We start from the raw sequence: 13,881 nt of genomic DNA, 5'->3' as shown, positions 1-13,881 counted from the left end.
CAGGGGCTCAGCCGAGGCGAAGCCAGTGGATCAGGGCGTCGTCGCCGTTGCGGTAGTAGCCGGGGCGGCGGCCGGCCTCGTGGAATCCCAGCGAGCGGTAGAGGGCCAGGGCCGCGGTGTTGCCGCTGGCCACCTCCAGGGTGGCCCGGTCGGCGCCCCGGCCGGCGGCTGCCGCGAGCAGGCTCTGCAGCACCAGCCGCCCCAGGCCGCGGCGCCGGGCGCCGGGATCCACCGCCACCAGGGTGATGTGCAGCTCGTCGAGCACCAGCCAGCCGCAGGCCATGGCCTGCAGGCGCTGCTCCTGCCAGAGGCCCAGTCCCGGGCGTTGGGGATCGGCCAGCTCGGTGTGCCACTGGCGGCGGCTCCAGAGCCCGTTCAGGCAGCGGCCATCGAGGGCCAGGCAGGCCTCCAGATCGGCGACCCCCAGCGGCGCCGGTTCAGCAGGCACGGCCGCGGGGCCGGGGAGTTTCGTACATTCTGCGTTTCGCAACCTCCGTGGTCCGGCCATGGTGATCTCCAGTCAACCCACCGGCCTGGACCGCGCTGGCGACGAGGGCCTGTGCGGCCAACCCTTCGAGGCGGACCGCGATCCGGCCAGTCCCAACCGCAACCTCACGCCGCTCACCACCACGGTGGACTCCGAGGGGCGGCTGACCGTGGGCGGCTGCCGCCTGAGCGAGCTGGCCCGCACCTACGGCACACCGTTGTATGTGCTCGATGAGGCCACCCTGCGCGCCTGCTGCCGCGCCTACCGGCAGGCCCTGGAAACCCATTACCCCGGACCCTCCCTGGCGCTCTACGCCTCCAAGGCCAACAGCTCGGTGGCGGTGACCGCCCTGGTGGCGGCCGAGGGCCTGGGCCTCGATGCCGTGTCGGCCGGAGAGCTGCTCACCGCCCTGCAGGGCGGCATGCCCGCGGATCGCATCGTGCTGCACGGCAACAACAAGAGCCGCGACGAGCTGGCCCTGGCCGCCCGGCGCGGCGTGACCGTGGTGCTCGACAACTGGCGGGACATCGAACTGCTCACCGACCTGGCCCCCGGCCTGACCGAGCCGGTGCGGCTGATGCTGCGCTTCACGCCCGGCATCGAGTGCCACACCCACGAGTACATCCGCACCGGCCACCTGGACAGCAAGTTCGGGTTCGACCCCGACCAGCTGGAGGCGGTGCTGAAGCACCTGGCGGCCTGTTCCTGGGGGCGGCTCACGGGTCTGCACGCCCACATCGGCTCGCAGATCTTCGAGCTGCAGCCCCACCGCGACCTGGCCGGCGTGATGGCCGACGCCCTGGCCCTGGCCCGCTCCCTCGGGCACCCCGTGACTGATCTGAACGTGGGTGGCGGCCTGGGGATCCGCTACGTCGCCAGCGACGATCCCCCCAGCATCGAGGAGTGGGTGCGGGCCGTGGCCGAAGCCGTGGCCCAGGCCTGCCGCCAGCGGGATCTGGAGCTGCCGCGGCTGCTCTGCGAGCCCGGCCGCTCCCTGGTGGCCAGCGCCGGCGTGACGCTCTACGCGGTGGGCAGCCGCAAGGAAATTCCCGGTCTCCGCACCTATCTGTCGGTGGACGGCGGCATGAGCGACAACCCCAGGCCGATCACCTATCAGTCGCAGTACACCGCTCTGCTGGCCGACCGGCCCGGCGCCGAGGCCAGCGAGACGGTCACGGTGGCCGGCAAGCACTGCGAGTCCGGTGACGTGCTGCTCCGGGATGTGGCCCTGCCGCCGGCCACCAGCGGCGATGTGCTCGCCGTGTTCAGCACCGGTGCCTACAACGCCTCGATGGCCTCGAACTACAACCGCATCCCGCGCCCGGCCGCCGTGCTGGTGCACGACGGGCTGGCCGATGTGGTGCAGCGCCGCGAACAGCCGGAAGACCTACTGCGCTACGACGTGCTGCCCGCCCGCCTCTCACCGGTATCTTGACGAACAGGTTTCGGTGACGGTGTGAGCGGGCTCTGGCTCGGGAGTTGGCTCCGGGTACTCGATCCGCGCCTGTTCATCGACCTGCTCCTGGCGTTCGGCCTGGGTGTGGTGGTGCTCGGGCGGGTGCGCGAGCCGCGCACCCTCTGGCTGCTGCGGGGCTATCTGCTGCTTGTGGCCCTGGCCTGGGGGGTGCAGCGCTTCGCCAATCTGCCCCTCACCACCAAGCTGGTGGATGCCCTGGTGCTGGCCTGCAGCCTGGCGCTGGCGATCCTCTGGCAGGGTGAGCTGCGGCGGTTCATGGAGCTGCTCGGCACCGGCCGGCTGGGGGTGCTGGTGGGCAGCCGCACCAGCGACGCCTTCAATTCGGGCTCCGTGGCGGTGCTCAGCGTGGCGGCCGGCCGCCTCTCCCAGGCCCGCCGCGGCGCCCTGATCGTGGTGGACCACGGCAGCGACCTGCGTCCGGAGGACTTCCTCAACCCCGGCATCGAGCTCGATGCCCAGCTGTCGGTGGATCTGCTGCTCAACCTGTTCACCGCCGACACGCCCCTGCACGACGGCGCCGTGCTGGTGAAGGGCAGCCGGATCCTGGCGGCCGGGGTGATCCTGCCCCTCTCCCGGCAGGGGATCAACCGCTATGGCACCCGTCACCTGGCGGCGCTGGGCCTCACCGAGCGCTTCCACCGTTGCCTGGCGATCGTGGTGTCGGAGGAAACCGGCACGCTGTCGCTGGCGTGCCAGGGGCGGCTGGAACGGCCGATCACCAGCAGCCGGCTGCATGACCTGCTCAGCGAAGCCCTGGCCAGGCCGGCTGGACGTAGCGTGGCCAAGGACACGCCGGATTCCCGCGGATGAGTCGCGCTCTGGCGACCAACAGCCACTCCCTGCTGCGTGGTGCCCGCCAGCCGCTGCCCGCGGCCCTCGACCAGGCGCGCCTGCCCGCCCACGTGGCCGTGATCATGGACGGCAACGGCCGCTGGGCGCGCCGGCGCGGCCTGCCCCGGGTGATGGGGCACCGGGCCGGCGTGGAGGCGCTCAAGCGCACCCTGCGCCTCTGCAGCGACTGGGGCATCGGCGCGCTCACCGCCTACGCCTTCTCCACGGAGAACTGGAACCGCCCGGGGGAGGAGGTGAGCTTCCTGATGGCCCTGTTCGAGCGGGTGCTGCAGCGGGAGCTGGAGGGGCTGGAGCGGGAGCGGGTGCGGATCCGCTTCCTGGGCGACCTGGCTCCGCTGCCGGGCGGTCTGCAGCAGCTGATCGCCGAGGCCACCGCCCGCACGCAGGCCAATGACGGCATCCGCTTCAACGTGTGCACCAACTACGGCGGTCGCGCCGAGCTGGTGGCGGCGGCCCGTCGGCTGGCCGAACGGGTGGCGCGCGGAGAACTCGATCCGGCCTCCATCGACGAGGCCGCCTTCGCGGAGGGGCTGCACACCGCCGGCGAACGTGACCCCGACCTGCTGATCCGCACCAGCGGCGAGCAGCGCCTCAGCAACTTCCTGCTCTGGCAGCTGGCCTACGCCGAGCTGCACATCACCGAGGTGCTCTGGCCCGACTTCGACGAGGCGGCCCTGCTGGCGGCACTGGTGGACTACCAGAGCCGCCAGCGCCGCTTCGGTGGGGTGGATCCGGCCCCGTGAATCCCGTCACCGCCCATCCCGCCCCCAGCCCTCGCCAGCACCTGTGACCGCTTCTCCGCAAGCTCCCGCCCATCACCCCGCCCCCCACTCCGCCACCAGCCGCCACGACTGGAGCCGGGCCGAGATCCAGGCGCTTCTGGAGCTGCCGCTGATGGATCTGCTCTGGCGGGCCCAGGCGGTGCACCGCCTGGCCAACCCCGGCTACCGGGTGCAGCTGGCCTCGCTGCTGAGCGTCAAGACCGGCGGCTGTGAGGAGGACTGCGCCTACTGCCCCCAGTCGATGCACCACAGCAGTGATGTGGCCGGCCGGCCGGAACTCGATGTGGAGCCGGTGCTGGCGCGGGCCCGGGCGGCCAAGAAGGCGGGCGCCCACCGCTTCTGCATGGGCTGGGCCTGGCGCGAGATCCGCGATGGCGCGCCCTTCGAGGCGATGCTGCAGATGGTGCGGGGCGTGCGTGAGCTGGGCCTGGAGGCCTGCGTGACCGCCGGCATGCTCACCGACAGCCAGGCCGCGCGGCTGGCCGACGCCGGGCTCACCGCCTACAACCACAACCTCGACACCAGCCCCGAGCACTACGACCGGATCATCTCCACCCGCACCTACCAGGAGCGGCTGGAGACCCTGCAGCGGGTGCGGCGGGCGGGGATCACCCTCTGCTGCGGCGGCATCATCGGCATGGGCGAGGGTCCGGAGGACCGCGCCGGCCTGCTGCAGGTGCTGGCCAACCTCGATCCCCATCCCGAGAGCGTGCCGATCAACGCCCTGGTGGCGGTGGAGGGCACGCCCCTGGAGGAGCAGCCGCCGGTGGATCCCCTGGATCTGGTGCGCATGGTGGCCACCGCCCGCATCCTCATGCCCCGCTCGCGGGTGCGCCTCAGCGCAGGCCGTGAGCAGCTCAGCCGCGAGGCCCAGATCCTCTGCCTGCTGGCCGGGGCCGATTCGATCTTCTACGGCGACACGCTGCTCACCACCTCAAATCCCGCGGTGGACGCCGACCGGGAGCTGCTGGCCGCCGCCGGCGTGCAGGCCTGGCCATGAGCGCGATCGAGCGGGCTGCTGGGGGCGAGCCCGAGGTCTTGGTGGCGGCCTTCTACCGCTTTGCCGCCCTCGAGGGCCTGCCTGCCCTGCGGGCCGAGCTGCTCGAACTGGCCAGCGCCCGAGGGGTGCGCGGCACGATCCTGCTGGCCAGCGAGGGGGTGAATGGCACCATCGCCGGGCCCGATGCCGCCGTGGAGGCAGTGCTGGCGCGGCTGCGGCAGGTGGCCGGGCTGGAGCGGCTGCAGGCCAGGTTCAGCCGGGCGGAGCAGCAGGCCTTTCACCGGCTCAAGGTGCGCCTCAAGCGCGAGATCGTCACCCTCGGCCAGCCGGATGTGGCGCCCTATCTGACGTCTGCAGTGGGCACCCACGTGCCGCCTCGGCAGTGGGATGCCCTGATCACCGACCCGCACACCCTGGTGATCGATACCCGCAACGCCTACGAGGTGGCGGTCGGCAGCTTCGAGGGGGCGATCGATCCGGGCACCGCCAGCTTCCGCGAGTTCCCGGCGTGGGTGGACCGGGAGCTGCGGCCGCTGGTGGCGGAGCGCCGACCGCAGGCGATCGCGCTGTTCTGCACCGGCGGCATCCGCTGCGAAAAGGCCACCGCCTACCTGCGCCAGCAGGGCTTCGACGGGGTGCACCATCTGCAGGGGGGGATCCTGCGCTATCTGGAGGAGGTGCCCGAGCAGCGGAGCCACTGGCGCGGCGAATGCTTCGTGTTCGATCAGCGGGTGGCGGTGAATCACCGCCTCGAACCCGGCGAGCACAGCCTCTGCCACGCCTGCCGGATGCCGCTCTCCCCGGCCGAGCGGGCGCTGCCGGGTTACGTGGAAGGTGTCAGCTGCCACCATTGCCTCGACGGTCTCTCCAGCGCGCGCCGGCGGCGGCTGGCCGAACGGCAGCGGCAGATGGCTCTGGCCGCCAGCCGGGGCGAAGTCCACATCGGCCGGGCGTTTCCCGCCTGACCGGGGCGATGGCGGACCCGCCCACTCCGGCCTGGAGCGCAGCCGAGATCGCGGCACTGGCGGCGGCCTTCGAAGCCGGCACCCTGCCGCGCGAGCAGTGGACCCACGCGGCCCATCTGGCGGTGGCGCTCTGGACCCTGAGCCGGCTGCCCCCCGAGGCGGCGCTGACCCATCTGCGCCAGCGCATCCGCGCCTACAACGTCGCCACCGGCACGGCCAACACCGATCACTCCGGCTACCACGAAACACTCACGCGCTGGTTCCTCCAGGCGGTGGCAGAGCACCGGGGCCGCCATGCGGATCTGCCGCTGCAGCAGTCCCTGGCGTGTCTGCTGCGCTCGCCGCTGGCCGATCCATCGGCTCCGCTGCGCGCCTATCCCCCCCGGCGCCTGGGGTCGGTGCAGGCACGGCGGGGCTGGGTGGAGCCCGAGCGCCCCGTGCTCTACAGCTTCCGCCGCTGCCCCTACGCGATCCGGGCGCGGCTGGCGCTGGCGGCGGCGGGCCTGCTGCCGGGTGTGGATCTGGAGCTGCGCGAGGTGAGCCTCAAGGCCAAGCCGCCGGAGCTGCTGGAGGCTTCACCCAAGGGCACGGTGCCGGTGCTGGTGCACGGCGATCAGGTGATCGACGAGAGCCTGGAGCTGATGCGCTGGGCCCTCGAGCGTCACGATCCCCGCGGCTGGCTGGGTGGCTGGAGCGCGGCCGAGACCGCCGCCGGCGAGGCGCTGATCGCCGAGAACGACGGCCCCTTCAAGCACCACCTGGACCGCTTCAAGTACGCCAGCCGCTTCGGCGGCCGTGGCGGCGGCGGCGAGCCGGAGGGGCACCGGGCCGCGGCCCTGGCGATCCTGCGGGGCTGGAGCCGGCGCCTGGAGCCAGGCGGCTGGCTGCTGGGCGGACGGCCGTCGCTGGCCGATCCGGCCCTGCTGCCGTTCGTGCGCCAGTTCCGCCTGGCCGATCCCGGTGGCTTCGACGCCGAGCCGGGGCTGGAGCCACTGCGGATCTGGCTGGAGCGCTTCCTGGCGAGTCCGGAGCTGGCGGCGGTGCTGGATCCGCCCTGGGCGGCGCGCAGCCCCTGGCGCTCGCCCCGCTGGCTGTATCACCTGGCCCTGAGCCACGAGTGGCAGGCGGCGCGGACGGCGGGCAGCTACCGCCGCTCCACGCGGGGGCGGTCGCTGGAGGAGGTGGGCTTCATTCACCTCAGCCAGGCCCACCAGCTGGAGGCCACCCATGGGCGGTACTACGCCGATCTGGATCCCGGCGCGGTGACGCTGCTGGTGCTCGACCGCGACCGGCTGGCGGCGGCCGGTGTGGAGGTGCGGCTGGAGCCGGCGCCCGGCAGCGGCGAGCTGTTCCCGCATCTCCACGGCCCCCTGCCGCTAGCGGCGGTGCTGCGGGCGGAACCCTGGCGGCCGGCCTCCAGCGGTGAGTCCAACCTGCCCCGGCGCGGCAGTCCGGCTGAGCCGGCGGCGTCATGAAGCCCGTCCAGCTTTCCGACACCCTGCCCACCCTGGCCGAGCTGGAAGCTGAGGCCGCCCGCCGGGGTCTGCTGCTGCGGCTGCAGGTGCGCCGCCCGGCCGGGCTGCTCTGGACCTTGCGCGTGGGGGTGGCGCGGCCCGCGCCGCTGGCGCTGCTGGGGGAGCTGAAGGGCTGGGCGTTGCCCAGCAGCGCCGGCCTGCGCCTGGACACGATGCGGGTGCAGGGGGAGCGCACCGCGGCAGTGGGGGCGCTGATCTGGGCGGCCACCTTCGCCTGGGCCCTGGAGTGCACCCCCTGCCGCCGGGCGCGGCTGCTGGCGATCCGCGATCACGCACGTCAGCACCACCGGCTGGTGCGCTACTTCCGCGGGTTCGGGTTCACACCGCTGCGGGAGCTCGGTGCTGGAGCGGGGGATCTGGCGCCCCGGCTGCTCTGGGGGGGGGCCGGTCTGCTGATGGAGGCGGACTGTGCCGAGGGCCTGCGCCGCAGCGCGCGGCGGCTGGCTCAGTCGCAGCCCTCCACCGACACGCGGTAGCTGAAGCCGGTGGATCCGGGCATGGTGGTGGCACCGACGCGCACGTTCACCTGGTTGGTGCGCTTGCCGGGTACGGCCGGGAAGGGACCGAAGCTGCGGCTCTGCTGGGGCTCCAGGGTGACGTTCTCGTTCACCACCCGCAGGTCGGTGTTGTCGGTGAAGCGCAGGAACGCCGCCACCGGAAACAGGCCGCGCTCGGTGGAGGCCGACTGGAGGTTGATGCGATAGCTGGCGTAGGCCCGGTCGACGGCGAAGTCGGTGTTCCAGTTGTTGCGGCGGATCAGTCCATCGGGGCTGATGCGCTTCTCCACCACAGCTTCACCGCCGCCGCCGATGGGCATCAGAAACCGGCAGCTGGCCTGGGCCGGCCCGGCTGCCGCCGTGAGTGCGAGGGCTGAGGCGGCGAGCAGGGCCGGGAGCGGTGGCATCGGTGCAGGCCTGAGGTGATCGGGATCCGGCAACCTTAGGGCGCGTCGGTGAACGGATCAGGGCGGCAGTGAGTGAGTGAGCCAGAGCCCGCCGATGCTCGATCCGTCAGCCAGCCATGGCTTTGCGGCTGCGCCTGTGGACCGCGCCTGAATGAGGAGGGATGTCGCGGATCTCGGGAACTCGGATCTCGGGAACTCTGATCTCAGGGGCTCATGGGTGGGGCTGGATGACCTGCAGCGGCAGCTGGCTGCCTGGAGCGATGGGCATTCAGGACGTGCAGGCAGCTGGCGGAAAGAGAGCGGAATGCGTCTTCAGCTCATTGGCATGTTTGATTCGTTCATGAATCCGGAGTGTTCTATTGATGATCCTCCTGTCTCTGCTGCTCCAGCGATGCGAGTAATCGTGCGATCTTATGTGGTTCGCGTGCCAATGGGTCGCTCTGTCGAATTCATTGAAGACACCCTTGCGGTCGAGATTGATATTTGCTTCGTTGATGCTCTGCGCGATCACTTTCCTGGATAGGCTGTGGGCCAGTCTGCTGGCCGCATCGGGGTCAATGGGGTGGCCTATGTAGCGAGACAGGCTTCGCAGAATCTCGACAGAGCCGCTTTCGATGTGTGCTTCGTCAACAATGAAGATCCTGGGCGTTGTCTGCAGCGCCTTTTCCATTCTTCTGTAGGCTTGCCGGAGCCTTTGAAGCTTTCGGGTCACATCCGTGTCCGTCGTTCCAGTGCTGTCTTTTCCTGCAATTCCGACTCTGATCCGGGATAGAATGGTGTCTCCTGGATCGCGCAGCGCGAGCAGGATCCTGATGCGTTGCGGCTCGGCCTGTTGGCATGCCGTATTCACGTGCTGAAGCTTGTGAGTCTTGATGACGACCGAATCCGCGGTCGGACATGCGTCGATGGGCAGCTTCTCTAATCCAGGTTTTGCGTAAAAGCTTCTGACGTTTGCTGTTTTTTGCCTGAGTATGTTGATGGCGGCATTGAAGGTCCACGTCGTACCAGTCCTTGGCAGGCCGTAGACGATGATCAGGGGGCCCATCGGACTTGCGGGGCGGGAATAAGGGTGATTCTAGGCGAGCGAGGGGCCTTGATCCGAGCGGATCCATTGCATCGATGTCATCTGCTTGGACTGCATTGTCGGACTCGATTCTCTGGGCTGCATGGTTCACCAGGTTGCCAGCCTCTCTCGATGTCCATAAACGACGACGCGACGTTCCTCTGCGTGTCGCGCCCATCTGGCGAAAGCTCCGCTTGGGCGGTTGAGCCGAGCGGCTGGTGGGTTCCTTGCCCTGCTCCCAGCCTCCGACTGCCTGTCGCCGCTCAACTCGGTCTTGGCAAGGCGCCGCCAGACAACCGGCCTGGAAGTGGCCCATGTTCCCCAATCATCCTGATCGTTTCAGCCCTCCAGGCCTGGAACGGTTGCTTGTGAGTCGGCGACCCGTGAGGCATGTCTTTGTTGTCGAAGGGCCATGGCTCAGCGGAGAGATCACGTTCAGGGATGGGCCCGAGGTCCCCTGACATCTGCGGGAGCTCACGAGGCCACGACGAGGTCAGAAGGACTCCGGGGACTGCCGTGGCTTGAACATCACCTGAACACAGGGAGATGAGTCACCGCGATGATGACCTTGCCGAGCTCACCTGCCTGCCGGGATCAATCCATGCCGTCAGATGAGCGTGGCCGCTGGCCGCGAATCCCGCCCCGCCGAGCCCCCTGATGCTGCTCGCTGCCGACCGGCCGATCTGGTGCCTGCCGCAGGAGCAGGTGCCATCAGCCCTGGGTTCCACGGCCCTGGGGCTGGGGGAGGAGGAAGCGCGCCGCCGCCTGGAGCGCTATGGCGCCAACCGGCTGCCGGCCCTGCGGCGGCGGCCGCTCGGGCTGCGTCTGCTCGATCAGCTGCTGCACTTCATGGCGCTGCTGCTCTGGCTGGCTGGGGGGCTGGCGTTCGTGGCCGGCACCCCGCAGCTGGGCTGGGCGATCTGGGCCGTGGTGCTGATCAACGGCCTGTTCTCGTTTCTGCAGGAGTTCCAGGCGGAGCGCACCCTCGCCGCCCTGGGGCGCTCCCTGCCGCAGCAGGTGCAGGTGTGGCGCGATGGCGAGCTGGTGTTCCGGCCCGCCGAGGTGCTGGTGGCGGGCGACCGCCTGCTCCTCGAGGAAGGGGACCGGGTGCCCGCCGACTGTCGCCTGGCCGTGAGCCACGGCCTGCTGGTGGATCTGTCGGTGCTGACGGGCGAAGCGCTGCCGGTGGCGCGCGAGGCGACGGACCTCTCGTCAGCGGAGCAGGCGTGTCCGATCGCCCCCGGCGAGCGGCCCAATCTGCTGCTGGCCGGCAGTGCGATCGCCGCCGGGCGCTGCGAGGCCTTCGCGTATGCCACCGGCCCGGAGACGGAATTCGGCCAGGTGGCGCACCTGACGGCCGGCACCCGCCGGGGTGCCAGCACGCTGGAGACGCAGGTGGCCCGGATCGTGCACACGGTGAGCACGATCGCCATCTCCATGGGGCTGCTCGCCTTTGCCCTCAGCCTGGTGCTGGTGGGGATGACCCCGCTGGAAAGCCTGGTGTTCGCGATCGGCATCATCGTCGCCAACGTGCCGGAGGGACTGCTGCCCACAGTCACCCTGGCGCTGGCCCTGAGCGTGCAGCGGATGGCCCGGCGCCAGGCCCTGGTGCGGCGGTTGTCGGCGGTGGAGACGCTGGGATCGGTGAGTGTGATCTGCAGCGACAAGACCGGCACCCTCACCGGCAACCGCATGGCGGTGGAGGAGATCTGGCTTCCAGGTGAGGCTGCTGCGCAGAGCGCTGACCCCGGCGGGGATTCACCGGCAACCCGGATGGCGCTGCTGAAGGCGGCCTGCCTCTGCAGCAACGCCCGCTTCGACCGGGACCAGCCGGTGGGCGATCCCACCGAGACGGCGCTGCTGCAGGCGGCCCGCGATGCCGGGCTGGAGCCCGAGACCCTGGATCGACGCCATCGCCGCCTGCGGGAGGTGCCCTTCGACTCCCACCGCCGCCGCATGACGGTGGTGGTGGACTGGGAGGGCACGGCCATGGTGATCACCAAGGGGGCCCCGGCTGATGTGCTGGCCCAGTGCCGCAGCTGGCGCACCCCCCGCGGCGACGAAGCCCTGGACCCGCACCGCCGGCAGCGGGCCCTGGACGCGAACGCTGCCCTCGCCGGCTCCGGGTTCCGGGTGCTGGCGGTGGCGCTGCGCCCCCTGGAGACCGCTCCGGCCCCAGCGCAGCCGGCATCAGCGCAGCCGGCATCGGTGGAGATGGACCCGGCCCAGGAGCTGGAGACCGGGCAGATCCTCCTGGGTCTGATCGGCCTGTACGACCCGCCGCGGCCGGAGGTGCCCGAGGCGATCCGGCGCTGCCGCGAGGCGGGCATCAAGATCACGATGGTGACCGGTGACCACGGCCTCACCGCCCAGGCGATCGCCCGCCAGATCGGCCTGCTCGACCCGCCCTCTCCCCAGGCCCAGAGCGGCTGCCTGGCGGATCCGGTGCGGGTGATCGAGGGGTCGACGCTGGCCAGGATCAGCGACCTGCAGCTGCGGCAACTGCTCAAGTACCGGCATCGGCTGGTGTTCGCGCGCATGGCGCCGGAGCAGAAGCTGCGCCTGGTGCAGGCCTACCGGGCCCTTGGGGAGGTGGTGGCGGTGACCGGCGACGGCGTCAACGACGCCCCGGCCCTGCGCGCCGCCGATGTGGGGGTGGCGATGGGACGAAGCGGCACCGATGTGGCCCGTGAGGCCGCCGACATGGTGCTGCTCGACGACAACTTCGCCACGATCGTGGAGGCCGTGCGCCAGGGCCGCGCCGTGGTGGCCAACATCGGCAAGTTCATCACCTACATCCTGGCCTCGAACGTGCCGGAGATCGCACCGTTCCTGGCCATGGTGGCCCTGCGGATCCCGGCTGCCCTCACCGTCCTCCAGATCCTGGCGGTCGACCTCGGCACCGACCTGTTGCCGGCCCTGGGGCTGGGGGCCGAGCCGCCGGAGCCTGGGGTGATGCGGGTGCCGCCCCGGCCCCGGGGTCTGCCGCTGCTGAACCGGGGCCTGCTGCTGCGGGCCTACCTGGTGCTGGGGCTCGTGGAGGGCCTGGTGGCGATGGCCGGCTACCTGCTGGTGTGGCAGGCCAATGGCGTCGATCTGGTGCAGCTGCAGACCCTGGCGCCGGCGCTGCTGCACCGCAGCGCCCCTCCGGCCGTGGAGGAGATCCAGCGCCGCGCCTCCACGGTGGCTTTCTGCCTGATCGTGGCCTGCCAGATGGGCAATCTGCTGGCCTGCCGCAGCGCACGGCTGCCCTTCTGGCACCGTCTGCGCAGCGCCAGTCCGCTGCTCTGGCTTGGCTGGCTGAGCCAGCCCCTGGTGGCGTCCACCCTGGTGCTGCTGCCGGCTCTGGCCGGGGTGTTCACCCTGACGCCGCTCTCACCCCGGCTGGTGCTGCCGATGGCCCTGGCTCCCCTGGCGGTGCTGCTGGCCGACAGCGTCCACAAGCGGCTGGGGCGGCGGCTCTGGAGCGCCGGTGCGGCAGGAACGGTCTGATCGGGGGTCAGGCCCTGAGCAGGTGCACCCGCTTGGAGTGATGGGTTTTCAGCAGATCACGCACGACGCGCAGACCTTCGCCGCGGTCGATGCACCAGGCGAACGGCCTGTGGTCGACATAGACGATCAGGGACGTCTCGGGATGGCGGGGCACGGCCGGTTCTTAAGAATCTCTTTAGATGCTCGGCTGCGGCCCGGTGCCGGGTCAATAGGTGCTCATGCCTGTTGTCTCAAGTCCGCTCCCCCGCCCGCGCTCTTCACGCCAGTCGCCCCCTGGGGGCCGGGATCTCGCTGGCGCCTCCCTCCTCCACCAGGCCCTGGAACATCACCAGGGCATCCGCGTAGTCCAGCTGCCGGTGGCGAAAAGCGCCGGGCAGGGTGCCGACGATGCGGAAGCCGTTCGCCTGCCAGCAGCGGATCCCGGCGGTGTTGGTGCTCACCACCAGGTTGAACTGCATGGCGCGGTAGCCCAGCTGGCGCGCCGTCTGAAGGGAGTGTTGGCAGAGGCGGCTGCCGAGGCCCTGTCGCCGGCAGTGCCCGGCCTGCTCCACCCAAAGCATCCGCGCTTCGGCTGCGCTGATGGCCGGGTCATGGGGGAAGGTCTCCCCGGCGCGGAACACCGGCTCCAGCACCTGCCACACCCCCGGCCAGTCGGCCGGCTGAAACGGGCGGATCTGCAACGGGACTGCCACCAGGACCGGGGATGCCGAGGCTCGGAACCGTGATCCTCCCGCCCTCGGCTGCCGCGATGGGTGAGGTCGTGTTCCAGGTTGTGGCTCCACGCCCGGGGCCGCTGGAAGCTGGGGCCATGTGTGCCATCCGGCCCCCGATGGATTCCTTCACCATGACGCGCCTGATGGATGCCGCCCGCACCGAGGCGGAGCGCAGCTGGCAGGACGGCGGCATCCCGGTGGGTGCCGTGCTGGCCAGCGAGGACGGCACGATCGTGGCCCGCGGCCACAACTGCAGGGTGCAGCACGGGGATCCCACCAGCCATGGAGAAACCGAGTGCATCCGCAGGGCAGGACGGCGCCGCGACTGGCACCAGCTGACCCTGGTGACGACGCTCTCCCCGTGCCCGATGTGCGCTGGCACCGCCGTGCTGCTGGGCCTGCGCCGGGTGGTGATCGGTGAACGGCGCAGCTACCAGGGCGCCGAGGAGTGGCTGAGGCAGGCGGGGATCGCCGTGGACTGTCTGGACGATCCGGCCTGCGTGGCGCTGATGGAGCGGATGCAGCGCCTCAAGCCGGACCTCTGGCAGGAAGACATCGGCCGCTGAGACGGGTTCGGGCTGTCAGCCGGGGCTCCGCTGAAGACGCCGTTG

Annotated in this window: 14 protein-coding genes; 9 read left to right on the top strand and 5 right to left on the bottom strand. The window is 70.8% G+C overall.

Annotated features, from left to right (window positions below):
* Positions 1 to 7 precede the first annotated feature (7 nt).
* Positions 8 to 448: a GNAT family N-acetyltransferase gene (locus tag KBY90_RS11480; RefSeq protein WP_254968781.1), complete on the bottom strand. Its 441-nt coding sequence runs from the start codon at positions 446 to 448 to the stop codon at positions 8 to 10.
* A gap of 58 nt (positions 449 to 506) precedes the next feature.
* Between KBY90_RS11480 and lysA the strand changes: the two genes are divergently transcribed.
* The 7 genes from lysA (at position 507) to KBY90_RS11445 (ending at position 7,574) form a co-directional block, all read left to right on the top strand.
* Entirely contained in the window at positions 507 to 1,922 is a 1,416-nt protein-coding gene (gene lysA / locus KBY90_RS11475; protein ID WP_254968780.1) for a diaminopimelate decarboxylase, read from the top strand.
* Positions 1,923 to 1,943: 21 nt separating this feature from the next.
* Positions 1,944 to 2,774, top strand: coding sequence for a diadenylate cyclase (locus tag KBY90_RS11470; RefSeq protein WP_254968779.1), 831 nt, complete (start codon positions 1,944 to 1,946; stop codon positions 2,772 to 2,774).
* Complete coding sequence (locus KBY90_RS11465) at positions 2,771 to 3,559, top strand: isoprenyl transferase (protein ID WP_254968778.1); 789 nt, start codon at positions 2,771 to 2,773, stop codon at positions 3,557 to 3,559. The genes KBY90_RS11470 and KBY90_RS11465 overlap by 4 nt, the downstream gene beginning before the upstream one ends.
* Positions 3,560 to 3,602: 43 nt before the next feature.
* Positions 3,603 to 4,598 carry a biotin synthase BioB gene (bioB, locus tag KBY90_RS11460; RefSeq protein WP_254968777.1) on the top strand — a complete coding sequence of 332 codons (996 nt, stop codon included), beginning with the start codon at positions 3,603 to 3,605 and terminating at the stop codon, positions 4,596 to 4,598.
* Positions 4,595 to 5,563 carry a rhodanese-related sulfurtransferase gene (locus tag KBY90_RS11455; RefSeq protein WP_254968776.1) on the top strand — a complete coding sequence of 323 codons (969 nt, stop codon included), beginning with the start codon at positions 4,595 to 4,597 and terminating at the stop codon, positions 5,561 to 5,563. The genes bioB and KBY90_RS11455 overlap by 4 nt, the downstream gene beginning before the upstream one ends.
* A 419-nt stretch (positions 5,564 to 5,982) precedes the next feature.
* A complete protein-coding gene (locus KBY90_RS11450) occupies positions 5,983 to 7,038 on the top strand; it encodes a DUF952 domain-containing protein (protein WP_254968797.1) in 1,056 nt (351 codons plus the stop codon).
* A complete protein-coding gene (locus KBY90_RS11445) occupies positions 7,035 to 7,574 on the top strand; it encodes a hypothetical protein (protein ID WP_254968775.1) in 540 nt (179 codons plus the stop codon). Before KBY90_RS11450 ends, KBY90_RS11445 begins: the two co-directional genes overlap by 4 nt.
* Here KBY90_RS11445 and KBY90_RS11440 read toward each other — a convergent pair.
* Both KBY90_RS11440 and KBY90_RS11435 read right to left on the bottom strand, forming a co-directional pair.
* A complete protein-coding gene (locus tag KBY90_RS11440) occupies positions 7,544 to 8,002 on the bottom strand; it encodes a hypothetical protein (protein WP_254968774.1) in 459 nt (152 codons plus the stop codon). The genes KBY90_RS11445 and KBY90_RS11440 overlap by 31 nt on opposite strands.
* A gap of 268 nt (positions 8,003 to 8,270) precedes the next feature.
* A complete protein-coding gene (locus tag KBY90_RS11435; protein WP_254968773.1) occupies positions 8,271 to 9,047 on the bottom strand; it encodes an ATP-binding protein in 777 nt (258 codons plus the stop codon).
* Between the two features lie 675 nt (positions 9,048 to 9,722).
* Between KBY90_RS11435 and KBY90_RS11430 the strand changes: the two genes are divergently transcribed.
* Positions 9,723 to 12,557 (top strand): cation-transporting P-type ATPase, encoded by a 2,835-nt coding sequence (locus KBY90_RS11430; protein WP_254968772.1) that lies wholly within the window; start codon positions 9,723 to 9,725, stop codon positions 12,555 to 12,557.
* A 7-nt stretch (positions 12,558 to 12,564) separates the two neighbouring features.
* On the opposite strand, the gene KBY90_RS11425 is transcribed toward KBY90_RS11430, so the two are convergent.
* A complete protein-coding gene (locus tag KBY90_RS11425) occupies positions 12,565 to 12,711 on the bottom strand; it encodes a hypothetical protein (protein WP_254968771.1) in 147 nt (48 codons plus the stop codon).
* 103 nt (positions 12,712 to 12,814) lie between these two features.
* Complete coding sequence (locus KBY90_RS11420) at positions 12,815 to 13,237, bottom strand: GNAT family N-acetyltransferase (protein WP_254968770.1); 423 nt, start codon at positions 13,235 to 13,237, stop codon at positions 12,815 to 12,817.
* A gap of 149 nt (positions 13,238 to 13,386) precedes the next feature.
* Here KBY90_RS11420 and KBY90_RS11415 point away from each other — a divergent pair, with 149 nt between their 5' ends.
* Positions 13,387 to 13,836, top strand: a complete 450-nt coding sequence (locus KBY90_RS11415) for a nucleoside deaminase (RefSeq protein WP_254968769.1) — start codon at positions 13,387 to 13,389, stop codon at positions 13,834 to 13,836.
* Positions 13,837 to 13,881 lie beyond the last annotated feature (45 nt).

Source organism: Cyanobium sp. CH-040 (assembly GCF_024346135.1).
Classification (GTDB): domain Bacteria; phylum Cyanobacteriota; class Cyanobacteriia; order PCC-6307; family Cyanobiaceae; genus NIES-981.
The sequence above is the reverse complement of the archived record's forward strand: the minus strand, read 5'-3'. Positions and strand labels throughout refer to the sequence as shown.